Consider the following 26,395-nt stretch of genomic DNA (forward strand, 5'->3'; position numbering starts at 1 on the left):
CCGGCGCGCCCAGGCGCCGGAGCCCTCGTCCGTCACGGCGGCCGGATCACGGCGGCCGGATCACGGCGGCCGGGTCACAGCTGCCGGGTCACGGCACAGGCTCTCGCCGGCTCAGGCGTGCGGCGCCCAGAAGGACACCAGGCGGCCGACGCCGTGCTCGACCGTCTTCCAGGAGCCGGTGAAGGTCAGCACGGCGATCGAGGAGGTGGGAAAGCCGCTGCGGTTCATCCGGGCCAGCAGGTCGCCCTCCGCTTCGCCTGCCAGCGCGTCGGCGAGCCCGTGCATGCCGGGGTTGTGCCCGACCAGCATCAGGTCGTGGACGTCGTCGGAGGTCTCGTTCAGCACGGCGATCAGTTCGCCGAGGGAGGCTTCGTACAGCCGCTCGTCGTAGACGGTCCTGGGGCGCTGCGGCAGCTCGCCCACGACGAGCTTCCACGTCTCGCGCGTACGCGCAGCGGTCGAGCACAGGGTCAGGTCGGGGGTGATCCCGGCTCCGGCCAGCCAGTGACCGGCAGCCGGGGCGTCCTTGCGGCCGCGTTCCGCGAGGGGGCGCTCGTGGTCGCTCTCCTGCGACCAGTCGGCCTTGGCATGGCGGAGAAGGACAATCCGGCGAGGTGTTTCGGCGCTCATGTGTCCCAGCTTCGCATGAAACGCGGCGCGCGGCGCGAGGTGTTGGGGCGCTCCCCCCGCAGGGTGAACCCGCTCCGCCCCGGCCCGGGCAGCGGCCCTCAGGAGGCGATGCCGGCGAGCCGCGCGAAGAATTCGAGCACCGGTGCCAGGCTCTGGGACGGGCTCACCGCGTGCGCCGAGGACGGTGCCGCCATCACGCAGAGCAGCGTGACGAAGGAGACGACGGCGAGGGCCAGGGCCCACCACGGCAGGCCGGTGCGCACGCCCCGGCCACGGGGGACGGACGGCCTGCTGGACGCGGCGGACATCTGAGGGCCTCCGGGGATTCGTGGGGCGGCGCGGCCGCGTGATGCGGCCGCGCCCACCGCAGCGGCACGGTGTACTGCGAACCTACGTGCCCGCAGCGGCCGTTCCCACCCGGTACGCCACCCACTTCCCCCTGAGCCTGGCCCCCTAGGGGACGGTGGGGTTTACCCCACCCCCGGGCCGCGTCAGGGAGAGGCGAGGCTCGCGACGACGGCGATGACCGCGGTCACGCCGAGCATCACGCCCAGCACGATGAGGAGCTTCTTCTGTCCGCCCGGCGGATTGGGTTCGAGCACTGGCATGGGTTCAGTGTCGCACCCTCGCCTCGTCCTCCACCCGGCGGTCCCGGCCGGCGAGCACCCCCACCGCCATCTGCGGCACCATCAGCCCGGCCATCAGCGCGATCGGCGCTCCCCAGCCGCCGGTGTGCTGGTAGAGCGTGGCCACCAGGAGCGGCCCGGGTATGGAGATCAGGTAGCCGGCACTCTGCGCGAAGGCGGACAGCCGTACGACGCCGTCGGCGCTGCGCGCCCGCATCCCGATCATCGTCAGGGCCAGCGGGAAGGAGCAGTTGGAGACGCCCAGCAGCAGGGCCCAGGCCCAGGCTCCGGCGGCCGGGGCCAGCCACAGGCCGGCGTACCCGGCCAGCCCGCACATGCCGAGGCCCACGGCGAGGGGGCCCTGGTGCCGCATCCGGGCGGCCACCCGCGGCAGGACGAAGGACAGCGGTACGCCCACCGCCATGGTGGCGGCGAGCAGTACGCCCGCGGCGCCCGCCGAGACCCCGGCGTCGCGGAAGATCTGCGCCATCCAGCCCATGGTGATGTACGCGGCGGTGGCCTGGAGGCCGAAGAAGACGGCCAGCGCCCAGGCGGTGGGCGACGTGGTGACGCGCAGGCCCGGCGCGGGGTCCCGCGGCGCGGGTCCGGCGTCCGGCGCCGCCTGTGCCGCGCCCGGTATGCGGGTACGCCGCCGGCCGCGCACGATCACCAGCCAGGTCGGCGCGGCGACGACGGCGACCACCGCCCACACCGCGAGCCCCGCCTGCCAGCTGCCGCCGAGCGCGGCCGTGACGGGGACGGTGAGCGCGGCGGCGAGCGAGGTGCCCAGGGCCAGGGACATCGAGTAGAGGCCGGTCAGCGGGCCGACGCGGTCGGGGAACCAGGTCTTGATGACCACCGGCAGCAGCACGTTGCCGACCGCGATGCCCGCCAGGGCCAGCGCGGTGGCGGCGAGGAAGCCCGGGGTGCCGCCGGCGAAGGGGCGTACGACGACGCCCACGGCGATGACGGCCAGGCCGGCGCAGACGACGGCGCCGGGGCCGAAGCGCCGGGCCAGCCGGGGCGCGGCGAAGCCGAAGACGGCGAAGCACAGGGCCGGTACGGACGTGAGCAGCCCGGCGACGGTCGCGCTCATGCCGAGCCCGGACCGTACCTCCGCCATGAGGGGGCCGAGGCTGGTGATGGCCGGGCGGAGGTTGAGGGCGGCCAGCACCAGGCCGGCGAGCACGCGGAACGGCAGCCCTCGCCGGGCGGCCGGGGCGCGGCCCTGTTCCGGCGTCGCGGCCGCTCCGGGGCTCGCTCCCGGAAGCCGCTCCTGCGGGGCGTCCGGGGCCGCGCTGCCGGGGCCGAGGGTCGCGAGGGAGTCGTCTGTCATGAACAGCATCATAGAATCATGGGATGAATGGCTGTCCACTGTTTATGCGCCCGGGTTCCGCCGGCCCTCCGCGCCCCGGCACTCGCTATCCTCACGCGGTGCCCCCCGCCGGACCCCCGGCCCCCGTACCCCAGGAGCACTGACATGCCTCTGACCGCGCCCCGGCGCTCCGCACTGGCGGACCAGGTGATCGCGCAGCTGCGGTCGCAGATCACCTCCGGCGAATGGCCGGTGGGCTCCCGCATCCCGACCGAACCCGAGCTGGTCGAACAGCTCGGCGTGGCCCGCAACACCGTCCGCGAGGCCGTACGCGCGCTGGCCCACAACGGCCTGCTCGACATCCGCCAGGGCTCGGGCACCTACGTCGCGGCGACCAGCGAGCTGGCCGGGGTGATGAACCGGCGCTTCGCGGACGCCGACCCGGAGCACGTCGCCGAACTGCGCAGCGCGCTGGAGGCGACGGCGGCCAGGCTGGCCGCCCGGCGCCGCACCGACCAGGACCTGCGGCAGCTCGACGCCGCGCTGGACCGGCGCGAGCGGGCCTGGGAGTCCGGCGCGGCGACCGCCTTCGTGGAGGCCGACGCGACACTGCACATGGCGGTCGTCGCGGCCTCGCACAACGACGTACTGGCCGAGCTGTACGCCGACCTCGGCGGCGTACTGCGCGAATTCCTGCGCGCCGACGTGGGCGACGTGCTGCGGCCCGAGGCGCACGTGGACCACGCGCGGCTGGTGGCGGCGATCCGGGCCGGCGACCACGAACTGGCCGCGACCGAGGCGGGCGCGCACCCCTTCGGCTGCCGGCTCGGCGCCCGGAGCGGCGGCTGAGCCATACCCCCGTATCAACGCGCGCTGCCCGCCCCGGCGGGCCGGGACGGGCAGCGTGTGCGGCGTTTCAGGCGCTTACGGGGCGTGTCAGGCACCCATCATGTGCACGCCGCCGTCGACGTGCACGATCTCGCCGGTGGTCTTGGGGAACCAGTCGGAGAGCAGGGCGACGACACCGCGGCCGGCCGGCTCCGGGTCGGTCAGGTCCCAGCCGATCGGCGCGCGGGTGGACCACACGTCCGTCAGCTCCTCGAAGCCGGGGATGGAGCGGGCCGCCATCGACTTGATCGGACCCGCCGAGACCAGGTTGCAGCGGATGTTCTTCGGGCCCAGGTCACGGGCGAGGTAGCGGGAGGTGGCCTCCAGCGCCGCCTTGGACACGCCCATCCAGTCGTACTTCGGCCAGGCCATCTGCGCGTCGAAGTCCATGCCGACGACCGAGCCGCCGCGCTTCTCCAGCAGCGGGAGCAGCGCCATCGTCAGGGCCTTGAGCGAATACGCGGAGACCTCGACGGCCGTGGCGACCGACTCCCACTCCGTGTTCAGGAAGTTGCCGCCCAGCGCGTCCTGCGGGGCGAAGCCGATGGAGTGCACGACACCGTCGAGCTGGTCGTCGCCGAAGTGCTCGGTGACCTTGGCGGCCAGGCCGTCCAGGTGCTCCTTGTTCTGCACGTCCAGCTCGATGACCGGAGCGGGCTTCGGCAGCCGCTTGGCGATGCGCTCGACGAGGGAGAGCCGGCCGAACCCGGTCAGCACGACCTCGGCGCCCTCCTCCTGAGCCAGCTTGGCGACATGAAAGGCGATCGAGGCGTCCGTGAGGACTCCGGTGACCAGAATGCGCTTGCCTGCGAGGATTCCACTCATGCTGATCAGTGACCCATGCCCAATCCGCCGTCGACGGGAATGACGGCTCCGGTGATGTACGCGGCCTCGTCGGAGGCCAGGAAGCGGACCGAGGCGGCGATCTCCTCGGGCTGCGCGTAGCGCGCCAGCGGCACCTGCTTCACGATGCCGTCCCGCTGCTCGTCGGTGAGCGCGCGGGTCATGTCGGTGTCCACGAAGCCGGGCGCGACGACGTTGACGGTGATGTTGCGGCTGCCCAGCTCACGCGCGAGGGAGCGGGCGAAGCCCACCAGGCCCGCCTTGGAGGCGGCGTAGTTCGCCTGGCCGGCGGAGCCCAGCAGGCCCACGACGGAGGAGATCAGCACGATGCGGCCCTTGCGCGCCCGCAGCATGGCGCGGTTGGCGCGCTTGACCACCCGGAAGGTGCCGGTGAGGTTGGTGTCGAGCACCGAGGCGAAGTCCTCCTCGGACATCCGCATCAGCAGCTGGTCGCGGGTGACGCCGGCGTTGGCCACCAGCACCTCGACCGCGCCCTGCTTCTCCTCGATCTCCTTGTACGCCCGCTCGACCTGCTCGGCGTCCGTGATGTCGCACTTGACGGCCAAAAATCCCTCGGGCGGCTCCCCCGAGCGGTAGGTGATGGCGACCTTGTCGCCTGCCTCGGCGAAGGCCCGGGCGATGGCGAGGCCAATGCCGCGGTTGCCTCCGGTGACCAGAACCGAGCGGCTCAAGAGATCACCCTTTCCGTGTCCTGTCCGACCTGCGTTCGCTACGAAACTATCGGTCACCGGCCTCTTCCGGAGAATCGAGCACGGACAGGCGCGCGCGCCGGTCACTGTCGGGTCCCTACAGAAGGCGCCCCGCACGGTCCCCCCGCGGGGTGGGCCGGACGCCTCGGGCAGGGCATGATTCATGGCGCCGACCACGGGAGGACACCTTGCCTGCCACACCTCGTTCGATCGACGAGACCTTCCTCGCGCTGCCGTTGCACGCGCTCGCCGACGCCGCACTGGCGCGGGCCCGCGCGCTGGGCGCCGACCACGCGGACTTCCGCTTCGAGCGCGTGCGCAGCGCCTCCTGGCGGCTGCGGGACGCCAGGACCGCCGGCACGTCCGACACCACGGACCTGGGCTACGCGGTACGCGTGGTGCACGGCGGCGCCTGGGGCTTCGCCTCCGGCGTCGACCTGACGATGGACGCCGCGGCGCGGGTGGCCGGGCAGGCGGTGGCGATGGCCAAGCTGTCCGCCAAGGTGATCAAGGCGGCCGGCTCCGCGGAGACAGTGGAACTGGCGGACGAGCCGCCCCACCCGGACCGGACATGGATCTCCTCCTACGAGATCAACCCCTTCGACGTACCCGACGCGGACAAGACCGGCCTGCTCGCCGAATGGAGCGCCCGGCTGCTGGCCGCGCCGGGCGTGGCCCACACGGACGCCTCGCTGGTGACCGTCCAGGAGAACAAGTTCTACGCGGACACCGCGGGCACCAGCACCACCCAGCAGCGGGTACGGCTCCACCCGCAGCTGACGGCCGTCGCCGTGGACCCGGCGACCGGCGAGTTCGACTCGATGCGCACCCTCGCCCCGCCGGTGGGCCGCGGCTGGGAATACGTGACCGGCAGCCACTACGACTGGCACGCCGAACTGGACATGATCCCCGAACACCTCGCCGAGAAACTGCGCGCACCGAGCGTCGAACCCGGCCGCTACGACCTGGTCGTGGACCCGTCCAACCTGTGGCTGACCATCCACGAGTCGATCGGACACGCCACCGAACTGGACCGGGCCCTGGGCTACGAGGCGGCCTACGCGGGCACCTCCTTCGCCACCTTCGACCAGCTCGGAAAGCTCGCGTACGGCTCCGAAGTGATGAACGTGACCGGCGACCGCACCGCCGAACACGGCCTGGCCACCATCGGCTACGACGACGAGGGCGTGGCGGCCCAGTCCTGGGACCTGATCAAAAACGGCACCCTGGTCGGCTACCAACTCGACCGCCGCACCGCCGCCCTCACCGGCTTCCCCCGCTCCAACGGCTGCGCCTACGCCGACTCCCCCGCCCACGTCCCCGTACAACGCATGGCCAACGTATCCCTCCAGCCCGCCCCCCAGGGCCCCTCCACCCGAGACCTGATCTCCGGCGTGGAACACGGCATCTACGTCGTCGGCGACCGCTCGTGGTCGATCGACATGCAGCGGTACAACTTCCAGTTCACCGGCCAGCGCTTCTTCCGTATCGAGCACGGGCAGTTGGCGGGGCAGCTGCGGGACGTCGCCTATCAGGCGAGTACCACCGACTTCTGGGGGTCCATGGCCGCGGTCGGTGGGCCGGGTACCTATGTGCTGGGCGGGGCCTTCAACTGCGGCAAGGCGCAGCCGGGACAGATCGCGGCGGTGTCGCACGGGTGCCCGGCCGCCTTGTTCACCGACGTCAGCATCCTCAACACCACGCAGGAGGCCGGGCGATGAGCCGCCGTACGGGTACGAACACGCCGCACGAGATCGTCGAGCGGGCCCTGGAGCTGTCCCGGGCGGACGGCTGTGTCGTGATCGCCGAGGAGCGGTCCAGTGCCAATCTGCGCTGGGCCGGCAATGCGCTGACCACCAACGGGGTCACCCGCGGGCGGTCGCTGACGGTGGTCGCCACCGTCGACGGTGGCCAGGGCACCGCCTCGGGCGTGGTGTCCCGGTCCGCGGTGACCGCCGCCGAGCTGGAGCCGCTGGTCCGGGAGGCGGAGGCGGCGGCGAGGGAGGCGGGGCCGGCCGAGGACGCCGGGCCGCTGGTTTCCGGGGCCGCGCCGTCGCCGCACTTCGCCGACGCGCCGGCCGAGACCTCCTCCGCGGTCTTCGAGACCTTCGCGCCCGCGCTCGGCGAGGCCTTCAAGCGGGCCGGGGACGGTGGGCGGGAGCTGTACGGCTTCGCGTACCACGAGGTCGTCTCGTCCTATCTCGGTACGTCCACGGGGCTGCGGCTGCGGCACGACCAGCCCACCGGGACGTTGGAGCTGAACGCCAAGTCCCCCGACCGCACCCGGTCCGCCTGGGCGGGCCTGGCCACCCGTGACTTCGCCGACGCCGACCCGCTGGCCATGGACGCGGAGCTGGCCACCCGGCTCGGCTGGGCGGCGCGGCGGATCGAGCTGCCGGCCGGGCGGTACGAGACTTTGCTTCCGCCGTCCGCCGTCGCCGACCTGCTCGTGTACCAGCAGTGGTCCGCGGCGGCCAGGGACGCCGTGGAGGGCCGTACGGTCTTCTCGCGGCCCGGCGGCGGCACGCTCGTCGGCAGCAAGCTCGCCGAGCTGCCGCTGACGCTGCGCAGCGACCCGGGCGCGCCCGGCCTGGAGTGCGCGCCCTTCGTCCTGGCGCACGCCTCCGGCGACGACGCCTCCGTCTTCGACAACGGGCTGCCCCTGGAGCCGACCGACTGGGTCAGCGACGGTGAGCTGCGGCGGCTGGTGACCACCCGGCACAGTGCGGGGCTGACCGGTCTGCCGGTGGCGCCGGGCATCGACAACCTGATCATGGACGGCGGCGGCAGCCGGTCGCTGGCGGAGATGGTGGCGGGCACCGAGCGGGGGCTGCTGCTGACGTGCCTGTGGTACATCCGCGAGGTGGACCCGGCGACGCTGCTGCTCACCGGGCTGACCAGGGACGGCGTCTATCTGATCGAAAATGGTGAGGTGGTCGGCGAGGTGAACAACTTCCGGTTCAACGAGTCGCCGGTGGACCTGCTGTCGCGGGCGGTGGAGGCGGGCCGTACGGAGCGCACGCTGCCGCGCGAGTGGAGCGACTACTTCACCCGCGCCGCGATGCCCGCCCTGCGGATTCCGGACTTCAACATGAGTTCGGTCAGTGCGGGGGTGTAGGGGGCAGGGGGTAGGCGCGGGCTCCCTGGTCTGGGACGGTCATCGGCGGGCGGGCGCCGGAGGGCGGTCACCGGCTCTAATAGACTCTTCCCTCGTCCTCCCGTCAGGGAACACCGACCGATCAGGAACGCCATGACACGCCTCGGCGAATCCGTCGCCCGCGCCAGCTCGCTGCTCTCCGCAGACCTCTCCGCCGACGCCACCGTCGCGGAGCTGCTCAAGGAGACGGGCGAACGGCGCTATCTCGACCTGACGGACCTGCCCGCCAAGGAGCAGGCCGAGCTGATCGCCTCCCGCACCGTCGAGGTGCTGCCGGGCGTGGACCGGCTCGCGCAGCGGATCGAGGAGCGCCGGGCGGCGGGCAAGGGCCTGCACATCAAGCTGGGCATCGACCCGACGGCGACCGACGTCCACCTCGGCCACGCCGTACCGCTGATCATCCTCAGCCGGTTCCAGCGCCTCGGGCACGACGTGACGCTGATCATCGGCGACTTCACCGCCAAGATCGGCGACCCCTCGGGCCGTACCGCCGAGCGCCCGCCGCTGACGGACGAGGACATCGCCGCCAACCTGGCGAGCTACCGCGACCAGGTCCGGCCGTTCTTCGACTTCGACAAGGTCAGCTTCCGGCAGAACAGCGAGTGGCTGGCGCCGTACACCTTCCCCGAGCTGCTGGGGCTGCTCTCGCAGGTGCCCGTCTCGCAGCTGCTCCAGCGCGAGGACTTCCGCAACCGCCTCGCGGCCGGCTCCGGCCTGACGATGACGGAGCTGCTGTACCCGATCGCGCAGGGCCTGGACTCGGTGGCGCTGGAGTGCGACGTGGAGCTGGGCGGCGCCGACCAGCTGCTCAACCTCCAGATGGGCCGCAAGCTCATGGAGCTGCGGGGGCAGCAGCCGCAGCTGGTCGTCACGATGCCGCTGATCGAGGGCACGGACGGCACCGGCGCCAAGATGTCGAAGTCCAAGGGCAACTATGTCGGCCTGAATGCGCCTGCCGACGACGTCTTCGGCAAGATCATGTCGGTCCCTGACCGGCTGATGGAGCCGTACCTGAAGGCGTGGACGGAGTGGACCGACGAGGAGGTCGCCGCCGCGCTGGGCCGGGTCGCGGACAAGACGCTGCACCCGATGGACTTGAAGAAGATCCTGGCGGGCGAGGTCGTGACGGCGCTGTACGGCCTGGAGGCGGCGATGGCCGCGCGCGCCGGGTTCGTGGCGCAGTTCTCGAAGAAGACCTTCGCCGACGTCGGCACGCTGCCGGTGGTGGACGTCGCGGAGCACGGCGCCGAGACGGTGGCCGCGGTGCTGACGAAGGTCCTGGAGTTCACGCCGAGCGCCTCGGCGGCCCGGCGGCTCGCCAAGCAGAACGCGCTGCGCCTGGTCGTGGAGACCGGTGAGGGCCAGCAGGCACTGGTGCTCGCCGAGGCCGAGGCGATCCGGCCGCTGGGCGAGGTGCTGGCCGAGAAGCTGGCCGGCGCGCCGGGGTCGGCCTACCTCAAGGCGGGCCGCAAGCTCGCACAGCTCGAAGGCCGGTAGGCGCGGGACGGCCGGTGCGCACGGCGTGCGCACCGGCCGTCCCGCGTCCGGGCCCGTCAGGTCGTTTCTCTCCCGTGGCCGCGTACGGCCGTCCAGAGCCGGTCGCCGACGGCGACCACCACGACCGCGCCGACCAGTTGCAGCAGGTGCCGCGTCCAGTCGATGCCCTTGGTGTCGTTCACCCCGATGCCGGTGGCCAGCCAGTTGCCCAGGACGCTGCCGAGCATGCCGAAGACCACGGTCAGCCACAGGGGGATCTGCTGCTTGCCCGGGATGATCGCCTTGGCGATCAGGCCCAGCACAAGGCCCACGATGATTGCCCACAACCAAGTCATGTCGCCTCCTAAAGCGGCGCGCGCACGCGACCGTGCCCAGCCAGTTTCTCCCCGTACGGGCTACGCCGCACGCCGGAGCGGACCGTACGCGCCACTGCGGTAAGGACCCGGCCCGCCCGTATCGCGCCCCGGTCTCGAAGGCTGCGCAGGCGCGGCGTAACGTGGGAACGGTGCGGAACCGGGGAGAATCCGGCACGACAAGCAGGTGGTGGAACGTGATGCGGAAGCAGACCGGCGCCCAGGCCTTCCGGATCACCGGAGCGCGCCAGGGGCTGACCGAGGATGTGCGCGGCAGGCAGCGCCGTTATGTGATCTCGATGTCGGTCCGTACGGTGGCCGTCGTCCTCACGGCCGTGCTCTGGAACATCGAGCGTCACGTGGCCATCGCCACCCTGGCGCTCGGCATCGTGCTGCCCTACGTCGCGGTCGTCATCGCCAACGCGGGCCGGGAGAACGTACGTTCACTTCCGTCCACCTTCATACCGGCTCCCACCCGGCCGATGCTGGGCCCCTCGGGCACCGGCAGCCCGGCGGAACCCGTCCCGGAAGCGGCCGGGCCGGATGCGGACGGGCAGCACCACGACCGGAGTTGAGCCGGCCGCGGTCTGCAAAGCTCAAGAAAAGCTCAGATCAATCATGCGGTTCCGGTGCACCGGGCCCACTCCCGCGTGACATACTGCGTACGCGCTCCGCATCCCCCGTCGGAGCGACGGACCGACGCCGGGCGGCTCCCCCCGTGGCTGCCCGGCGTCGCCATGTCCGGACCAGTGGCGACGTAGGGTTGAGGCCGTGAACTCCCCTGACGCCCCGCACTCCGCCGACGCCTCCGGCGGCGCCGCATCCCCGCAACCGCCCGGCCTGCCGGGCTTCCCCGGCCTGTCCGGCGGCGCGCCGGACGCCGTCCCCGGACCGCCGGTCTGCTCGGCCAAGGGCTGCCGCGCCGCCGCCGTATGGGTGCTGGCCTGGAACAACCCGAAGCTGCACACGCCGGAGCGCCGCAAGACGTGGCTCGCCTGCGACGAGCACCGCGAGCACCTGTCCAACTTCCTCGGGTTGCGCGGGTTTCTCAAGGACGTCGTGACGCTGGAGGAGTGGGAGCGGGCCGCCGGGGACCGCCCGGCCGAGGGCTGACCCCGCCGCCATTGGTCGCGCCACTGGCGGCGGAGGTCCGGGGCCCGCCGGTCCGGCCGGCCCGTCGCCCAGCCTCGCTCAGCCGCCGATCGCCGACATCGGGCGCTCGGGCTGGAGGAACGACGGGTCGTCCAGCCCCGATCCCGCCTTCTTGCCCCACATCGCCTGCTTCCATATGCGGGCTATCTCCGCGTCCGGCGCGTCGGAGCGCAGTGCCGAGCGCAGGTCCGTCTCCTCGGTGGCGAACAGGCACGTACGGACCTGGCCGTCGGCGGTCAGGCGCGTACGGTCGCAGGCGCGGCAGAACGGGCGGGTGACGGAGGCGATGACGCCGACGCGGTGCGGGCCGCCGTCCACGAGCCAGCGCTCGGCCGGGGCGGAGCCGCGCTCCTCCTGCCCCTCGGGGGTCAGCGTGAAGCGGGTGCGCAGCGACGCGAGGATGTCACCGGCGGTGATCATGCCGTCGCGCTTCCAGCCGTGCTGCGCGTCGAGCGGCATCTGCTCGATGAACCGCAGCTCGTAGTCGTTGGCCACCGCCCAGGCGAGCAGGTCGGGCGCCTCGTCGTCGTTGAGCCCCGGCATCAGGACGCTGTTGACCTTGACCGGGGTCAGGCCGGCGGCGCGGGCCGCCTCCAGGCCGCGCAGCACGTCCTCGTGGCGCTTGCGGCGGGTCATGGCCCGGAAGACGTCCGGGCGCAGCGTGTCGAGGGAGACGTTGACGCGGTCCAGGCCGGCGTCGCGCAGGGCGGCGGCCGTGCGCTCCAGGCCGATGCCGTTGGTGGTCAGCGACATCTGCGGGCGGTTCTCCAGGGCGGCCACGCGCTCGACGATGCCGACGAGGCCGGGGCGCAGCAGCGGCTCCCCGCCCGTGAAGCGGACCTCTTCGATGCCCAGGTCGGTGACGGCTATGCGGATGAGGCGGACGATCTCGTCGTCGGTGAGCAGGTCCGGCTTGGCGAGCCACTGCAGGCCCTCTTCCGGCATGCAGTACGTGCAGCGCAGGTTGCACCGGTCGGTCAGAGAGACGCGCAGGTCGGTGGCCACGCGACCGTAGGTGTCGATGAGCACTGCATCCCCCTGCCCGAGTCCGATCAGTTCAATTCGAGCCTACGCGATGGGACTGACAGCGAGCACGGGTGAGATGTCACGAGGCGGGGGGGGGGGGGGGGGGGGGGGGGGGCCCCCCCCCCCCCCCCCCCCCCCCCCCCCCCCCCCCCCCCCTTCCCGTACGCGGCGTGCCCGGGTCAGTGGGCCCCGGTGCCGGTCAGCGAGCGCACCTCCAGCTCGGCGTACTTTTTAACGTCCGGCTCCTCCTTGGAGAGCAGCGAGCCGAGCCAGCCCAGCAGGAAGCCCAGCGGGATGGAGATCAGGCCGGGGTTCTCCAGCGGGAAGAAGTGGAAGTCCACGCCGGGGAACATCGAGGTGGGCTTGCCGGAGACGACCGGCGAGAAGAGCACCAGCAGCACCGAGGAGGCCAGGCCGCCGTAGATGGACCACAGTGCGCCCTGGGTGGTGAACCGCTTCCAGAACAGGCTGTAGAGGATCGTCGGCAGGTTGGCGGAGGCCGCGACGGCGAAGGCGAGGGCCACCAGCCCCGCGACGTTCAGGCCGCGCGCGAAGACGCCGAGGACGATGGCGACGGCGCCGATGCCCACGGTCGCCCAGCGTGCCGCGCGCACTTCCTCCTTCTCGGTCGCCTGTCCCTTGCGGATGACGTTGACGTACAGGTCGTGCGCGAAGGACGAGGACGAGGCGAGGGTGAGCCCGGCGACGACCGCGAGGATGGTCGCGAAGGCCACCGCCGAGATCACGGCCAGCAGGATCGCGCCGCCGGTGGAGTCGGCGCCGCCGCCGATCTCCTGGGCGAGCAGCGGGGCGGCCGTGTTGCCCGCCTTGTTGGACGCGACGATCGTCTCGGGCTTGATGAGGGCGGCGGCGCCGAAGCCCAGCGCGATGGTCATCAGGTAGAAGACGCCGATGATGCCGATCGCCCAGTTCACGGACTTACGGGCGGCCTTGGCCGTGGGCACGGTGTAGAAGCGGATGAGGATGTGCGGCAGTCCTGCGGTGCCCAGGACCAGCGCGATGCCCAGCGAGATGAAGTCGATCTTCGAGGTGGCGGTCACGCCGTACTTGAGCCCCGGCTCCAGGAAGGCGGCGCCCTTGCCGCTCTCCTCGGCCGCCTTGCCCAGGAGGGTGGAGATGTTGAAGTTGAACTTGAGCATCACCAGGAACGTGATGAGCAGGGTGCCCGCGATCAGCAGGACGGCCTTGACCATCTGGACCCAGGTGGTGCCCTTCATGCCGCCGATGGACACGTACAGGATCATCACGATGCCGACCAGGACGACGACCAGGATCTTGCCGGCCTCGCTGGTGATGCCGAGCAGCAGCGTGACCAGGGCGCCGGCGCCCGCCATCTGGGCGAGCAGGTAGAAGATCGAGACGACGATCGTCGAGACGCCGGCGGCGGTGCGGACCGGGCGCTGGCGCATCCGGTACGCGAGGACGTCGCCCATCGTGAAGCGCCCGGAGTTGCGCAGCGGCTCGGCGACCAGCAGCAGCGCCACGAGCCAGGCGACGAGGAAGCCGATGGAGTACAGGAACCCGTCGTAGCCGAAGAGGGCGATGGCGCCGGCGATGCCGAGGAAGGACGCGGCGGACATGTAGTCGCCGGAGATCGCCAGGCCGTTCTGGAAGCCGCTGAACTGGCGGCCGCCCGCATAGAAGTCCTCGGCGCCCTTGGTCTGCCGGCCGGCCCAGACGGTGATGCCCAGGGTGGCGGCCACGAACACCGCGAACAGCGTGATGATCAGCGGCCGGTGTTCGCCGGCGCCGCCCGCCGCGAGCTGCTGTGCGCCGGTGGCGAGCTGCTGTGCCGGGCTCATGCGCCACCCTCCAGGCGGGACTTGATCGCGTCGGCCTTCGGGTCGAGCTTCGCGGCGGCGTGCCGGGAGTACCACCAGGCGATGAGGAAGGTGGTCACGAACTGGGCGACACCCAGGACGAACGCCACGTTGACGTTGCCGAGGACCTTGGTTCCCATGAAGCCGCCCGCGTAGCTGGAGAGCAGCACGTACAGCAGGTACCAGGCGATGAACGCCACGGTGAGCGGGAAGGCGAACGAACGGTAGGAACGGCGCAGTTCGGTGAATTCCGGGCTCGTCTGGACCTCGGCGAAGTCCGGCGGCCGGTGCGGCCCCGGATCGGTGGGCGGTGCGGTGCTCACGGAATCTCCCGGTTGCGTAGCGGTTGCGTAGGTACGGACGGCGGGGCCCGGCGATAAAGGGTGCGTAAGTGATTCGGATCACGCATCGTAGAGGGGTGGCATGCGAAGCGACAGAGGTCGGTTGGTTGAATTCCGCAGGAAGCGCGGGCGTCGGCCGCCACCGCGGCGGGGCCCGTTCGTTGGGCAGCGTGTGACCTCCACGCCGCCCGCCGAGCCCACGGGGCCCGGCCGTCGCCCGTACGGAACCGTGCGGCTGGCCGCCCCCGTCGCGCCCGCAGTGCCGCCCCGGCGCCCCGTCCGGGCCGCTCCGGGGCGCTGGTACGGCCCACGGCCGCCACTGCCGCCGCTGAGCCTGGCGTCACTACGGCACACGTCCTGACGCGGGACGCGCACTACTGACGGGGCATCAATCCGCGGCTTGTGACAGGTTTTCTCCCAGATCCATTGATGTTCCGTGGTCGACACGGATAACTTCACGGGGACTTGCCGCGCGACGGGGCCATTCCCCCGTACGGCGGTATTCACCTGCCCGCACGCGACCCGTGTGCGGGCGGTTTCACGGATGAGGTGGAGTACCCATGGCGCATCCCCGATCCAGACGGGTGCGGGCGCTGGCCGTACCGCTCGGACTGGCTCTGACGGCATCCCTCGGCTTCCTGCCGGGCGCGGCCACCGCCGCCCCCCAGGACGCGGCCCCGGCCGCCGTCACCGCCGACGGCCCGCTGCTCTCGTACGTCGTCAACGCCACGCCCGGCCGCGCCTCGGTCGGCCAGGTGTCGAAGGCGATAACCAAGGCCGGCGGGAAGGTGATCGTCGCCCACGAGAAGATAGGCGTGATCGTCGTCCACTCGGCGAACCCGCTGTTCGCGGCCACCATACGCAAGGCGCCCGGCGTGCAGTCCGCCGGCGCCACCCGTACCGCGCCGCTCAAGGCGTCCGGCACCACGGACGTCGGCAAGCCCCAGAAGGTCGAGAAGCTCACCGCCGACAAGGCGGCCAAGGCGGCCCGCGCGGCCACGGCCAAGGGCGACGACCAGGAGCCGCTGGAGCCCCTCCAGTGGGACATCCCCGCCATCAAGGCGGACCAGGCCGCGAAGATCGACGAGGGCAGCAAGAAGGTCACCGTCGCCGTCATCGACACCGGCGTGGACGACACCCACCCCGACCTGAAGCCCAACTTCGCCCCCAAGCAGTCGGCGAACTGCGTGGGCGGCGTGGCGGACACCTCCCCCGGCGCCTGGCGCCCGTACGACCCGGCCGAGGACTACCACGGCACGCACGTCGCGGGCAGCATCGCCGCCGCGCGCAACGGTGTCGGCGTGGCCGGTGTGGCGCCGGGCGTGAAGCTCTCCGCCATCAAGGTCAGCGAGCCCAAGACGAGCCTGTTCTACGCCGAGAGCGTGGTGTGCGCCTTCGTCTTCGCGGCCGACCACGGCGCCAAGGTGACGAACAACAGCTACTACGTCGACCCGTGGATGTTCAACTGCAAGGACGACCTGGACCAGGGCGCCATCGTGGACGCCGTCGGCCGGGCCGCCAAGTACGCCGAGGGCAAGGGCGTGGTGAACGTCGCCGCGGCCGGCAACTCCAACATGGACCTGGCGGCGGCGCAGCTGACCGACACCGGCAGCCCGAACGACTCGACGCCGGTCACCCGCACCATCGACCCGAAGAAGTGCTGGGACGTCCCGACCCAGCTGCCGGGCACCGTCACGGTGGCCTCGACGGGCGTGAAGGGCCTCAAGTCGTACTTCTCGAACTACGGCAACGGCGTGATCGACGTGGCGGCGCCGGGCGGCGACAACCGCCAGGTCCCGGAGCTGCCCGCCAAGCACGGTGGCATCCTGTCCACCATGCCTGGCGGTGACTACGGCTACCTGCAGGGCACCTCGATGGCCAGCCCGCACGTCGCCGGCGTCGTGGCGCTCCTGAAGAGCACCCACCCGAAGTCCAGCCCGCAGGAGATCCAGTGGCTCCTGAAGATGCAGGCGGACAACCCGGGCTGCCCGGCCGCCGACAAGACGTGCACCGGTACACAGCACGTCAACGGCCACTACGGCTACGGCATCGTGGACGCCCTGGACGCGGTCCGGGACTGAAGCGCTTGAAGGACCGGTGACGGTCCGCGGAGGGCCGGGCGGCACACCGCCCGGCCCTCCGCCGTTTCATCTGCCCGGGTAGGCGGCGAGGCGGTCGCCCCTCCCGCGGCCGCCTGCGCCGGTCAGGGCTTGACCAGCACCTTGAGCGCGCTGCGGTCGTCCATCGCGCGGTAGCCGTCGGGTACGCCGTCGAGGTCCACGGTCAGGTCGAAGACGGGCGACGGGTCGACGGTGCCGTCCAGGATGTCGGGCAGCAGCTCGGGGATGTAGGAGCGGACGGGGGCGACGCCGCCGCGTACCGCGATGTTGTTCTGGAACAGCGTTTCCATGTCCAGGCCGCTGCCGCTGCCGTGCGGGACGCCGACCCAGCCGATGGCGCCGCCAGGGCGGGTGATGCCGACGGCGGTGGCCATGGACTGCTCGGTGCCGACGGCCTCGATGACGGCGTGCGCGCCGCGGCCGCCGGTCAGCTCGCGTACCGCGGCCACGGCCGCGTCGCCGCGCTCGGCGACCACGTCGGTGGCGCCGAAGGTGCGGGCCAGGTCGGTGCGGGCGGTGTGCCGGCCGAGCGCGATGATCCGCTCGGCGCCCAGCCGTTTGGCGGCGAGCACGCCGCACAGGCCGACCGCGCCGTCGCCGACGACCGCGACCGTGGCGCCGGGCCGTACGCCCGCGCCGACCGCCGCGTGGTGGCCGGTGCCGAGCACGTCGGAGAGCGAGAGCAGCGCGGTGAGCAGCCGGTCGTCGCCGGCCGCCGCGGCGGGCAGCTTGACGAGGGTGCCGTCGGCGTACGGGACGCGGACGGCCTCGCCCTGGCCGCCGTCCGAGCCGGGGGTGCCGCCCCAGAAGCCGCCGTGCTCGCAGGAGGTCGTCAGGCCCTCGGCGCAGAACTCGCACACGCCGTCGGACCAGGTGAAGGGCGCGACGACGAGGTCGCCGGGGCGCAGCCCGGACACCGCGGGGCCGGTCTCCTCGACCGTGCCGAGGAACTCGTGGCCGATCCGCTGCCCGCACTCGCGGTGGGTCTCGCCCCGGTAGGCCCACAGGTCGCTGCCGCATATACAGGCCCGCAGCACCCGTACCACCGCGTCCCCCGGTTCCCTGACCGCGGCGTCCGGCACCTCCTCGACGCGGATGTCACGGGGTGCGTGGATGGTGGTGGCGCGCATACGTACGTTCCTTGCATGTCAGACGGTTGTACTACGCACCTCACCGTACGCCCGCGTGGTAGCGGCACCCCCAGGCCGTTCGCCTCCCGCGTACGCCCGCCGTACGCCGTCGGCCAGCGCGTACTGGGCCGCCGTGTAGGTCAGCATGACCCAGAACTGGGCGGCGGGCGGCTGCTGCCAGTGGGCCAGACCTGTGGCGAGCAGCGTGTCGGAGAACAGGAAGAGCAGCCCGCCGAGCGCGGCCCTGGGCCCGAGCCGCAGGGCGCCGAACGCCGTCGCGGTGAGCAGCAGGCTGTACCCGGCCACCGGCCCGCGCAGGTCCGCCGCCAGGTCGGGCCACAGCAGGGCGACGACGCCGAGCCAGGCGGCCGCGTACCCGGCGGCGAGCGGCCCGGAGAGCCGGCGCCCGCCGGGGAACGCGCCGCGCCGGGCGAAGAGCACCAGGTAGCAGACGTGTCCGGCGGCGAAGGAGCCCATGCCGACGAGGAACAGCGCGTCGTCGCCGGTCTGGAGGAGGGTGTCGCCGCCGCAGCCGAAGAGCAGCGCGGCGGCGAGCAGCCGGGGCGCGCCGGCCGCCAGCACGTACGCGGCCAGCACCGGCATCAGCGCGGGCTTGGTCAGGTGGGCGAGGGTGGTCGCGGCGGCGAGCAGCGCGCCGAGGTGGACGACGGCGAGCACGGCGAAGGCGCCGAGCAGGACCCGCGCCGTCCGCGCGGCGGTCGTCACGCGACGGGCTCCTTCGCGGCGGCGGACTTGGTGGGCTTGGTGGACTTCGTGGACTTGGCGGGCTTGGGCGCCTTGATCGTGTCTGGTGCCTTGGCGCCGGCCGGCTGCCACCCAGGCCCCCGGAACACCCGCCCCGCCCGCTCGCTCCAACTGCCCGCTGCGCGCACGTCGCGCGCGATGGCCGCGTACTCGTGGGTGGCGACCCGCAGCGGGTTGTAGGTGTTGATGTTCTTGGTGAGCCCGTACACCGGCCGTTCCGTCTCCGGCACGAACGAGCCGAACATGCGGTCCCAAACGATGAGGATGCCGCCGAAGTTGCGGTCCAGGTAGCCGCCCTGCGAGGCGTGGTGCACCCGGTGGTGGGAGGGCGTGTTCAGGACGTACTCGAACGGCCTGGGCAGCTTGCCGACGCGCTCGGTGTGCACCCAGAACTGGTAGACGAGGTTGGTCCCCGAGCAGAACGCGACCGCGGCCGGGTGCACGCCGAGCGCGATCATCGGTACGTAGAACGGCCAGACGGTCCAGGTCGTCCAGGGCTGGCGCAGCGCGGTGGTGAAGTTGAACTTCTCGCTGGAGTGGTGCACCACGTGGCAGGCCCACAGGACGCGGATGACGTGGTGGCCGCGGTGCGACCAGTAGTAGAAGAAGTCCTGCGCGAGCAGCATCAGCGGCAGCGTCCACCACAGCACGGGCACCCGCAGCGGCGTCAGCGTGTAGACGGCCGAGTAGACCGCCACGATCGGGATCTTCCACAGCGCGTCGAAGACGAGGCTGCCCAGGCCCATGCCGACGCTGGTCGCCGCGTCCTTCGCCGCGTACCCGGCCGCGTCCTCGTCGGGGCGCAGCCGATAGCTCACCATCTCCACGACGGTGAGCAGGACGAAGGCGGGCACGGACCACAGCACGACATCGGGCAGGTGCGGCATGTCGGCACCATAGAGGCGCCGACGGGGGCCTCGCTAGGGGTTGTTACCGAGAAGTATGTAAGACGGGGTGTCAGCGGCGGGCCCCTTCGGGCGCGTACGCACCCACATGAACCGGACCTTTACGACGTAACGCCACAGGAAGGGCCGGGCGGCAGCCGGACACGGGAGGGGACCGCGCGCCACCGCGCGGCCGCTTCCCCCGTTCGGGGTCCAACGGGCGGCACACCGCCCGGCGTTCGCGCAGGCCCGCCACCCGGCGTGCGGGCCCGGGCCCGGCAGGGGCGGGGAGGGCGGTGGTGTTGTCAGTGGGGGCCCGTATCCTCAGTGACCATGCTCGAAGACCGTATGGCAGCAGCCCGCCCGATCACCCCGGCGATCGGGCAGCAGCCGTCCCCTCCGGAGGCCGCGGCCTCCTGGCCGGACGCGTACCCGAAGGGGTACGCGGTCGTCGACGTGGAGACCACCGGCCTGGCCCGCGACGACCGGATAGTGTCCGCCGCCGTGTACCGGCTCGACACCCACGGCGAGGTCGAGGACCACTGGTACACCCTGGTCAACCCGGAGCGGGACCCGGGCCCGGTGTGGATCCACGGCCTGACGAGCGACATGCTGTCCGCCGCGCCGCTCTTCCCGGAGATCGTCCCCGAGCTGTCGAAGCGGCTGGAGGGGCGCGTCCTGGTCGCGCACAACGCGATGTTCGACTGGTCGATGATCGCCCGCGAGTACGCCCGCGCCGAGGCCGAGGCCCCCGTCCGGCAGCGGCTGTGCACGATCGCGCTCTCCAAGGAGCTGCGCCTGCCGCTTCCCAACCACAAACTGGAGTCCCTCGCCGCCCACTACGGCGTCGTGCAGCAGCACGCCCACCACGCGCTCGACGACGCGCGGGTGCTCGCCGAGGCGTTCCGCCCCAGCCTGCGGCTGGCCGCCCAGGCCAACCTGCGCCTGCCGCTGCTGGCCTGCCAGCCGCTCACGGAGTGGGCGGAAGGCCCGGCGGCGCCCCGGCAGCGCCCCGCCGCTGCCGCCTACCGCCCGACGAGCTGGCGCCCGTCCCGCAAGCGGCCCGCCTGCCCGTACCCGAACCCGGGCCGGTACGAGCCCGGCACCCGCCTGGTGCAAGGCATGCGGGTGGCGTTCTCCGGCGACACCTCCGTCGACCGCGAGCTGCTGGAGGACCGCGCGATCGAGGCCGGCCTGCACGTGGCGACCAGCGTCTCCCGGCTGACCAGCCTGCTGGTCACCAACGACCCGGACTCCCGGACCTCCAAGACCGCCAAGGCCGCCTCCTTCGGCACGCCGGTGATCGACGAGGCGGCCTTCATGCAGCTCCTCCAGGACGTGGCCCCGGCGCCTGCGTCCGGGTGAAGCCCCACAACACGCCTGGGGCAGGCTCGCCCCGCCGCCCGTCCCACCCGCACCCTGTGGCGCATGGCACGTTGTGAGGTCTGCGGAAACGAATACGGCATGACGTTCGAGGTGCACGCGCAGGGAGCGGTGCACGTCTTCGACTGCTTCTCCTGCGCCATCCACCGCATGGCGCCGATCTGCGAGCACTGCCGGTGCCAGATCATCGGCCAGGGCGTGGAGGCCGCCGGTCGGTGGTTCTGCGGCGCCCACTGCGCCCGCGCGGAGGGGCAGGCGGGCATCGTCGACCGGGTCTGAGGGCTCGGCCGACCCCGGCGCGGGGGTGCCGGACGCCGGAGTTGTACCTTCATGGGGTGTACCGCTTCCTGTTGTCCCGGCAGTGGGTGATCCTCACCCTCGTGGGCCTCGTGCTGATCCCAGTGATGATCAAGCTGGGCTTCTGGCAGTTCCACCGCCACGAACACCGGGTCGCGCAGAACCAGCTCATCTCGGACAACCTGCACGCCCGTCCGGTGCCGGTCACCGACCTGACCGCCCCCGGCCGGCAGCTGCCCCGCGACGACATGTGGCGCCGGGTCACCGCCACCGGCACGTACGACACGGAGCACGAGGTCGTGGTCCGCCAGCGGACCGCCGCCGACGAGCAGACCATCGGCTACTACGTGCTGACCCCGCTGGTGCTGGACCAGGGGCCGCGCAAGGGTGCCGCCGTCCTGGTCAACCGCGGCTGGATCGCCGCGGGCAACGACCTCACCCGCTTCCCCGAGGTGCCCGCCGCCCCCAAGGGCCGGGTCACCGTCACCGGCCGGATGATGGCGGACGAGACCACCGAGGGCAGCGGCATCAAGGACAAGCGCGGCCTGCCCGAGCGCCAGGTCATGCTGATCAACAGCGAGCGGCAGGCCGCGGCCCTGCACCGCCCGGTCCTCGGCGGCTACATCGAGCAGACCGCGCCGAAGCCGCCCGGCGGCAAGCCCGAGCAGGTGCCCGAGCCGGACCACGACAGCATCGGCCCGCACATGGCCTACGCGGTCCAGTGGTGGCTGTTCGCCGCCGCGGTGCCCGTCGGCTGGTTCGTCCTGGCCCGCCGGGAGCGGCGGGACCGGCTCGCGGCCGCCGCCGGGGGCGCCGACACCGCCGAATCCGCTCCTGCCGAGCCCCTGAGCCGTACAGTCGCCAGCACCGAATAGCCGCCGGCCGCTGACGGAAGGGGCGCCGCGTGCACGCACCCATCGAGGACTACGCGCTCATCGGTGACCTCCAGACCGCCGCCCTGGTCGGCCGCGACGGCTCGGTCGACTGGCTGTGCCTGCCCCACTTCGACTCCGCCGCCTGTTTCGCGGCACTGCTCGGCGACCGGGAGAACGGGCACTGGCTGCTCGCCCCCGCCGACCCCGACGCCCGCCCCGAACGCTCCTACCGCGGCGGCTCCCTCGTCCTGGACACCGTCTGGCACACCGACTCCGGCTCGGTGAAGGTCACCGACTTCATGCCGCAGCGCGACCGCGCGCCCGACGTCGTGCGCATCGTGGAGGGCCTGGAGGGCGACGTCGCCATGCAGGGGGTGCTGCGGCTGCGCTTCGACTACGGGCTGGTCGTCCCCTGGGTCCGGCACGTCGGCGACTGCCGCGTCGCGGTGGCCGGGCCCGACTCCGTATGGCTGCGCACCGAACCCGAATGCAAGACGTACGGGCAGGGGTTCAGCACCCGCTCGGAGTTCACCGTCGCGGCCGGCGAGCGGGTGGCGTCCGTGCTGACCTGGCATCCCTCGCACGAGCCACGCCCGGCCGAGATCGACCCGTACGAGGCGCTGGAGAGCACCCTGGAGGACTGGCAGGCGTGGTCGGCGCGCTGCCGCTACGACGGGCCCCACCGCGCGGCGGTGCTGCGCTCGCTGATCACGCTCAAGGCCCTCACCTTCGCCCCCACCGGCGGCATCGTCGCGGCGCCCACCACCTCGCTGCCCGAGGAGCTGGGCGGCGTACGCAACTGGGACTACCGCTTCTGCTGGCTGCGCGACGCCACGCTGACCCTCAACTCCCTGGTGACCGCCGGGTACACCGAGGAGGCGGCGGCCTGGCGGGACTGGCTGCTGCGCGCCGCGGCCGGCAACCCGGCCGACCTCCAGATCATGTACGGCCTGGGTGGCGAGCGGCGGCTGCCGGAGACCGAGCTGCCCTGGCTCGGCGGCTACGCCGGCTCCACCCCCGTACGCATCGGCAACGCAGCCGTCGACCAGCGGCAGCTGGACGTCTACGGCGGGGTGCTGGACTCCTTCCACATCGCGCGCGTCGCGGGTCTGCCGTCCAAGCCGCACGCCTGGAACATCCAGCGCGCGCTGCTGGACTTCCTGGAGTGCCACTGGCGCGAACCCGACGAGGGGCTGTGGGAGGTCCGCGGGCCCCGCCGGCACTTCGTGCACTCCAAGATCATGGCGTGGGTGGCCGCCGACCGCGCCGTCAAGGCGGTCGAGTCCCGGCCCGAGCTGGAGGGGGACGTGGGGCGCTGGCGCGCGATGCGCGACGAGGTGCACCGCGAGGTGTGCGAGAAGGGGTACGACGCGGAGCGCAACACCTTCACCCAGTCCTACGGCTCGGACCTGCTGGACGCGGCGACCCTGCTGATCCCCCGCCTCGGCTTCCTGCCCGGCGACGATCCGCGGGTCGTCGGCACGGTCGACGCGGTCCGCCGGGAGCTGGCGCACGGCGGCTTGATACGGCGTTACAGCACCGACGCGACCACCGTGGACGGGCTGCCGGGCGACGAGGGCACGTTCCTGGTGTGCTCGTTCTGGCTCGCCGAGGCCCTGCATCTGACCGGGCGCCCGGAGGAGGCCCGCGAGCTGTTCGACCGGCTGCTGGAACTGCCCAACGACCTGGGGCTGCTGGCGGAGGAGTACGACCCGGTCGCCGGCCGCCAGCTGGGCAACTTCCCCCAGGCGTTCAGCCACATCGGCCTCATCGGTACCGCCTTCACCATGTTCGGGTGCGGCGGGGCAGACTGACCCCCATGGATCTAGGACTCACCGACCGGACCTACATCGTCACCGGCGCCACCCGCGGCCTGGGCCTGGCCACCGCCCGCGAACTGGTCGCCGACGGCGCGAACGTCGTGCTCACCGGCCGTACGGAGGAGAGCGCGCGGACCGCCGCCGCCTCGCTCGGCGACCGGGCGCACGGCGTCGCGGCGGACAACGCCGACCCCACCGCCGCCGCACGCCTGGTCGACACGGCCCGCGAGCACTTCGGCCGCCTCGACGGCATCCTCGTCAGCGTCGGCGGCCCGCCGCCAGGACAGCCCACCGAGAACACCGACGAGCAGTGGCAGGCCGCCTTCGAGACGGTCTTCCTCGGCGCGGTACGGCTCGCCCGCACGGCGGCTGCCGCGCTCGGCGACGGCGGCGTGATCGGCTTCGTGCTGTCCGGCTCGGTCTACCAGCCCATCGACGGACTGGCCATCTCCAACGGCCTGCGGCCCGGCCTCGCGGGTTACGCCAAATCGCTCGCCGACGAGCTGGGCCCGCGCGGCATCCGGGTCTTCGGCGTCCTGCCGGGACGGATCGCCACGGACCGGATGACGCAGCTGGACGCGCTGTCCGGGGACCCCGACGGCGCCCGCGCCCGCAACAGCGCGGCGATCCCGCTGCGCCGCTACGGCGAACCGGAGGAATTCGGCCGCACCGCCGCGTTCCTGCTGTCACCCGCGGCCTCGTACGTCACGGGCGTGATGGTGCCGGTGGACGGCGGCGCCCGGCGCGGGTTCTGACCGCGGGCAGCCGTGCGGCGCCCGCCGGGCGCCGCACGGGCCCGGTGGCTAACTCACCCGCTCGGCCCGGTGCTTGACCGCTCGCAGCCGTACCTCGGCGGGCAGTTGCTCCAGCCCGGCCGAGGTGCGGGCGCACGCGATCGCCTCCGACGAGAGCCGCGCGACCACGGCGCAGGGCTCCGCGTGCGGGGCGAGCGCCAGGCCGACCCGTACCCGCGGCTCCGTACGCCGTCCGGTCAGCAGCACCCGGGCCCGGTCCACGCCCTCCAGCGACTCCGACTCCGCCGCCAGCACGCTCTCCAGCGCGCGGCCGCGCACCTGGGCGCCCTCGCCGTCGCCGCTGTCCACGAGGAGCTCCCGCAGCCGGTGCCGGCGGAACTGGGACAGCAGCCACCACAGCGCCAGCAGTACGAGCACGGCCAGCGCGGCGATGACCACCGGCCACCACCAGCCGCTGTCCGTCCAGCGCGTCCGGTCCGCGTCCGTCAGCAGGACGTCGCCGGGCCCGGACCAGCGCCAGCCGGACGGCATGCCGAAGCCCCACTTGCGCGGCAGGTCGAGGCCGCCGAGGAGCACCGTGCCGCCGACGCCGATCAGGACCAGCCCCGTCAGGGCGAGCAGCACCCGGTTGACCGTTCGCAGGGTCTTGCGCATCGCCGTGCTCACCTCTTCGCCGACCGGCGGACCCGTACGGACAGCGCGAGCCGCCGGGCCAGGCCCAGCTGCCGCAGTCCGTCGCCGAGCGCCGTTTCCAGGTCACCCCGTACCTCGTACAGTTCGCGGAAGTGCGAGACCGCGCGCGCCTTGGCCCGGCGGCGGCCGACGGCGACCCGTACGGCCTGCACGCCCGGCACCTCCATGGCCCGGTCGCGGAGCACCAGCGCGGCCGCCGCGCGGTCCAGGCCGCCCCGTACACCCGGCGTGGTGCGCCGCATCGGCAGGACGGCCCGCAGGCCGGGCGTCACCGCGAGCAGCACCAGCCAGATGCCGAGGACCACGGCCACCGCCGCGCCCACCAGCACCCACACGTCGTCCAGGTGACGGGCCGCCAGCTCCGCGGCGAGGCGTTTGCGCCAGGCCATCGCGGGGTGGTCGGCGCGCACCGCGGCCACGTCGTAGAGCAGCAGTCCGGCGGCGCCGAGGAGGACGAGCGCGACCAGCACGGACGGCACCCGGCGGGCCGCCCAGAAGCGCCGGGCCCGCCCGCCGCCGTCCGTCTCCTCGCCGGGCTGCCCGCCGGTGCCCGCGGGGTCCGTGTGCGCCGGGTCCGTGTGCGCAGGGTCGGCCGCCGGTTCCCGGGTGGCGCCCGCCGGCTTGTCGAGGGTGGGCTGCCGCTGGGTACCGCGCAGCCCGGGATCGTCGTCGTTCATCGCACCCTCCCCCGGCCCGCCCGCTCCCACTGGGGCGCGTGCAGCCGCTCGACCTGTACGGCGACCTCGGGCACCGACATGCCCGCCAGCTCCCGCACCCGCTGGGAGACCTGACGGCGCACGGCGCCGCACTGGGCGCCGATGTCGGACGGGTAGCCCAGTTCCACGGCCACCCGTACCCGTGCCTCGCCGAAGTCCTGCCGCCCGTCGCGCCGGCGCACCGTCACCGACGCGTGGGCGTCGGTGGGTGCGGTGGAGGCGTCGCGCAGGGCCTCGCGCGCCGCCTGGGCGGCGATCTTCGCCACGACCCGGTCCGCGACCCGCGTGGCGCCCCGCTCACCCGCCGGGACGACGGGGTGCGCGGCGCCGGGTGCGGCGGCCGCCGGGGTCACGGTCGCCACCGGGCGTCACCTCCGCCGGTCGCCGCGGTCGCCCGAATGCGTCCGGAAGAACTCGCCGGGCTCCAGGTCCCCGTCCACGAATCTCCCCACGATGAATCCGATGGCGCCCAGCGCCGCCACCAGTACGAAGGCTCCGAAGCCGCCGAAGTATCCGGCGAAGCCCAGCGCCATTCCGGCCAACAGGCCGACCACGGCCATGCTCATGTCCGTGCTTCC

29 protein-coding genes are annotated in these 26,395 nt (G+C 72.8%); 12 read left to right on the top strand and 17 right to left on the bottom strand.

The features are described 5' to 3' along the window. Positions 1 to 111: 111 nt before the first annotated feature. From ACH4OW_RS36345 to ACH4OW_RS36360, 4 genes are all read right to left on the bottom strand, one after another. Complete coding sequence (locus ACH4OW_RS36345) at positions 112 to 630, bottom strand: histidine phosphatase family protein (RefSeq protein ID WP_360139437.1); 519 nt, start codon at positions 628 to 630, stop codon at positions 112 to 114. Positions 631 to 728: 98 nt separating this feature from the next. Continuing rightward, entirely contained in the window at positions 729 to 938 is a 210-nt protein-coding gene (locus tag ACH4OW_RS36350; protein WP_360139440.1) for a hypothetical protein, read from the bottom strand. Between the two features lie 183 nt (positions 939 to 1,121). Beyond that, positions 1,122 to 1,238, bottom strand: a complete 117-nt coding sequence (locus ACH4OW_RS36355; RefSeq protein WP_360139443.1) for an SGM_5486 family transporter-associated protein — start codon at positions 1,236 to 1,238, stop codon at positions 1,122 to 1,124. 4 nt (positions 1,239 to 1,242) lie between these two features. Next, positions 1,243 to 2,592: a CynX/NimT family MFS transporter gene (locus ACH4OW_RS36360; protein WP_398032662.1), complete on the bottom strand. Its 1,350-nt coding sequence runs from the start codon at positions 2,590 to 2,592 to the stop codon at positions 1,243 to 1,245. A 144-nt stretch (positions 2,593 to 2,736) separates the two neighbouring features. Between ACH4OW_RS36360 and ACH4OW_RS36365 the strand changes: the two genes are divergently transcribed. Further along, positions 2,737 to 3,420: a FadR/GntR family transcriptional regulator gene (locus ACH4OW_RS36365; protein ID WP_398032665.1), complete on the top strand. Its 684-nt coding sequence runs from the start codon at positions 2,737 to 2,739 to the stop codon at positions 3,418 to 3,420. An 87-nt stretch (positions 3,421 to 3,507) separates the two neighbouring features. Here the strand turns inward: ACH4OW_RS36365 and fabI are convergent, their stop codons facing one another. After that, the gene (gene fabI, locus ACH4OW_RS36370) at positions 3,508 to 4,284 is read right to left on the bottom strand and encodes an enoyl-ACP reductase FabI (RefSeq protein WP_030021378.1); all 777 of its coding nucleotides are present in this window, start codon (positions 4,282 to 4,284) and stop codon (positions 3,508 to 3,510) included. Positions 4,285 to 4,289: 5 nt separating this feature from the next. After that, on the bottom strand, positions 4,290 to 4,994 hold the full coding sequence (gene fabG / locus ACH4OW_RS36375) for a 3-oxoacyl-[acyl-carrier-protein] reductase (protein ID WP_360139453.1): 705 nt from the start codon (positions 4,992 to 4,994) through the stop codon (positions 4,290 to 4,292). 206 nt (positions 4,995 to 5,200) lie between these two features. Between fabG and ACH4OW_RS36380 the strand changes: the two genes are divergently transcribed. From ACH4OW_RS36380 to tyrS, 3 genes are all read left to right on the top strand, one after another. Further along, the gene (locus tag ACH4OW_RS36380) at positions 5,201 to 6,733 is read left to right on the top strand and encodes a TldD/PmbA family protein (RefSeq protein ID WP_398032669.1); all 1,533 of its coding nucleotides are present in this window, start codon (positions 5,201 to 5,203) and stop codon (positions 6,731 to 6,733) included. Then, positions 6,730 to 8,130: a metallopeptidase TldD-related protein gene (locus ACH4OW_RS36385; protein WP_398032672.1), complete on the top strand. Its 1,401-nt coding sequence runs from the start codon at positions 6,730 to 6,732 to the stop codon at positions 8,128 to 8,130. Before ACH4OW_RS36380 ends, ACH4OW_RS36385 begins: the two co-directional genes overlap by 4 nt. 132 nt (positions 8,131 to 8,262) lie before the next feature. Then, a complete protein-coding gene (tyrS, locus tag ACH4OW_RS36390; protein ID WP_398032675.1) occupies positions 8,263 to 9,666 on the top strand; it encodes a tyrosine--tRNA ligase in 1,404 nt (467 codons plus the stop codon). Between the two features lie 56 nt (positions 9,667 to 9,722). Here tyrS and ACH4OW_RS36395 read toward each other — a convergent pair whose 3' ends face one another. After that, positions 9,723 to 10,001: a GlsB/YeaQ/YmgE family stress response membrane protein gene (locus ACH4OW_RS36395; RefSeq protein ID WP_360140237.1), complete on the bottom strand. Its 279-nt coding sequence runs from the start codon at positions 9,999 to 10,001 to the stop codon at positions 9,723 to 9,725. Between the two features lie 218 nt (positions 10,002 to 10,219). Between ACH4OW_RS36395 and ACH4OW_RS36400 the strand changes: the two genes are divergently transcribed. Further along, the gene (locus ACH4OW_RS36400) at positions 10,220 to 10,594 is read left to right on the top strand and encodes a DUF3099 domain-containing protein (RefSeq protein ID WP_398032677.1); all 375 of its coding nucleotides are present in this window, start codon (positions 10,220 to 10,222) and stop codon (positions 10,592 to 10,594) included. Positions 10,595 to 10,859: 265 nt separating this feature from the next. Then, on the top strand, positions 10,860 to 11,132 hold the full coding sequence (locus ACH4OW_RS36405) for a hypothetical protein (protein WP_398032786.1): 273 nt from the start codon (positions 10,860 to 10,862) through the stop codon (positions 11,130 to 11,132). Between the two features lie 78 nt (positions 11,133 to 11,210). Here the strand turns inward: ACH4OW_RS36405 and moaA are convergent, their stop codons facing one another. The 3 genes from moaA to ACH4OW_RS36420 form a co-directional block, all read right to left on the bottom strand. Further along, positions 11,211 to 12,200 carry a GTP 3',8-cyclase MoaA gene (moaA, locus tag ACH4OW_RS36410; protein ID WP_360140243.1) on the bottom strand — a complete coding sequence of 330 codons (990 nt, stop codon included), beginning with the start codon at positions 12,198 to 12,200 and terminating at the stop codon, positions 11,211 to 11,213. Between the two features lie 176 nt (positions 12,201 to 12,376). Then, positions 12,377 to 14,020, bottom strand: coding sequence for a cation acetate symporter (locus tag ACH4OW_RS36415; protein WP_398032679.1), 1,644 nt, complete (start codon positions 14,018 to 14,020; stop codon positions 12,377 to 12,379). After that, positions 14,017 to 14,361, bottom strand: coding sequence for a DUF485 domain-containing protein (locus tag ACH4OW_RS36420; RefSeq protein WP_398032682.1), 345 nt, complete (start codon positions 14,359 to 14,361; stop codon positions 14,017 to 14,019). Before ACH4OW_RS36420 ends, ACH4OW_RS36415 begins: the two co-directional genes overlap by 4 nt. A 578-nt stretch (positions 14,362 to 14,939) precedes the next feature. Here ACH4OW_RS36420 and ACH4OW_RS36425 point away from each other — a divergent pair. Further along, complete coding sequence (locus ACH4OW_RS36425; RefSeq protein WP_360140252.1) at positions 14,940 to 16,460, top strand: S8 family serine peptidase; 1,521 nt, start codon at positions 14,940 to 14,942, stop codon at positions 16,458 to 16,460. Positions 16,461 to 16,582: 122 nt separating this feature from the next. Here ACH4OW_RS36425 and ACH4OW_RS36430 read toward each other — a convergent pair whose 3' ends face one another. Genes ACH4OW_RS36430 through ACH4OW_RS36440 form a run of 3 tightly spaced genes read right to left on the bottom strand, consistent with a single transcriptional unit; the run spans position 16,583 to position 19,281 of the window. Beyond that, on the bottom strand, positions 16,583 to 17,629 hold the full coding sequence (locus tag ACH4OW_RS36430) for a zinc-dependent alcohol dehydrogenase family protein (RefSeq protein WP_398032685.1): 1,047 nt from the start codon (positions 17,627 to 17,629) through the stop codon (positions 16,583 to 16,585). Positions 17,630 to 17,647: 18 nt separating this feature from the next. Further along, on the bottom strand, positions 17,648 to 18,355 hold the full coding sequence (locus ACH4OW_RS36435; RefSeq protein WP_398032688.1) for a lysoplasmalogenase: 708 nt from the start codon (positions 18,353 to 18,355) through the stop codon (positions 17,648 to 17,650). Next, positions 18,352 to 19,281, bottom strand: coding sequence for a sterol desaturase family protein (locus ACH4OW_RS36440; protein WP_398032690.1), 930 nt, complete (start codon positions 19,279 to 19,281; stop codon positions 18,352 to 18,354). Before ACH4OW_RS36440 ends, ACH4OW_RS36435 begins: the two co-directional genes overlap by 4 nt. 330 nt (positions 19,282 to 19,611) lie before the next feature. Between ACH4OW_RS36440 and ACH4OW_RS36445 the strand changes: the two genes are divergently transcribed. The 5 genes from ACH4OW_RS36445 (at position 19,612) to ACH4OW_RS36465 (ending at position 24,408) form a co-directional block, all read left to right on the top strand. After that, positions 19,612 to 20,643: a DEDDh family exonuclease gene (locus ACH4OW_RS36445; protein WP_398032693.1), complete on the top strand. Its 1,032-nt coding sequence runs from the start codon at positions 19,612 to 19,614 to the stop codon at positions 20,641 to 20,643. Positions 20,644 to 20,706: 63 nt separating this feature from the next. Continuing rightward, the gene (locus ACH4OW_RS36450; RefSeq protein WP_063726112.1) at positions 20,707 to 20,940 is read left to right on the top strand and encodes a hypothetical protein; all 234 of its coding nucleotides are present in this window, start codon (positions 20,707 to 20,709) and stop codon (positions 20,938 to 20,940) included. A 56-nt stretch (positions 20,941 to 20,996) separates the two neighbouring features. Beyond that, on the top strand, positions 20,997 to 21,833 hold the full coding sequence (locus ACH4OW_RS36455) for an SURF1 family protein (RefSeq protein ID WP_398032696.1): 837 nt from the start codon (positions 20,997 to 20,999) through the stop codon (positions 21,831 to 21,833). Between the two features lie 29 nt (positions 21,834 to 21,862). Further along, complete coding sequence (locus ACH4OW_RS36460; RefSeq protein ID WP_398032698.1) at positions 21,863 to 23,647, top strand: glycoside hydrolase family 15 protein; 1,785 nt, start codon at positions 21,863 to 21,865, stop codon at positions 23,645 to 23,647. A gap of 5 nt (positions 23,648 to 23,652) precedes the next feature. After that, positions 23,653 to 24,408, top strand: a complete 756-nt coding sequence (locus ACH4OW_RS36465; protein WP_398032700.1) for an SDR family oxidoreductase — start codon at positions 23,653 to 23,655, stop codon at positions 24,406 to 24,408. A gap of 48 nt (positions 24,409 to 24,456) precedes the next feature. Here ACH4OW_RS36465 and amaP read toward each other — a convergent pair whose 3' ends face one another. Genes amaP through ACH4OW_RS36485 form a run of 4 tightly spaced genes read right to left on the bottom strand, consistent with a single transcriptional unit; the run spans position 24,457 to position 26,383 of the window. Further along, positions 24,457 to 25,062 carry an alkaline shock response membrane anchor protein AmaP gene (amaP, locus tag ACH4OW_RS36470; RefSeq protein WP_360140275.1) on the bottom strand — a complete coding sequence of 202 codons (606 nt, stop codon included), beginning with the start codon at positions 25,060 to 25,062 and terminating at the stop codon, positions 24,457 to 24,459. An 8-nt stretch (positions 25,063 to 25,070) separates the two neighbouring features. After that, on the bottom strand, positions 25,071 to 25,778 hold the full coding sequence (locus ACH4OW_RS36475) for a DUF6286 domain-containing protein (RefSeq protein WP_398032702.1): 708 nt from the start codon (positions 25,776 to 25,778) through the stop codon (positions 25,071 to 25,073). Beyond that, positions 25,775 to 26,179, bottom strand: coding sequence for a hypothetical protein (locus ACH4OW_RS36480; RefSeq protein WP_360140281.1), 405 nt, complete (start codon positions 26,177 to 26,179; stop codon positions 25,775 to 25,777). The genes ACH4OW_RS36475 and ACH4OW_RS36480 overlap by 4 nt, the downstream gene beginning before the upstream one ends. Positions 26,180 to 26,185: 6 nt before the next feature. Continuing rightward, the gene (locus tag ACH4OW_RS36485) at positions 26,186 to 26,383 is read right to left on the bottom strand and encodes a hypothetical protein (RefSeq protein ID WP_360140284.1); all 198 of its coding nucleotides are present in this window, start codon (positions 26,381 to 26,383) and stop codon (positions 26,186 to 26,188) included. Between the last annotated feature and the right edge of the window lie 12 nt (positions 26,384 to 26,395).

Source organism: Streptomyces sp. NPDC017056 (genome assembly GCF_044332485.1).
In the GTDB taxonomy this organism is placed as follows: domain Bacteria; phylum Actinomycetota; class Actinomycetes; order Streptomycetales; family Streptomycetaceae; genus Streptomyces.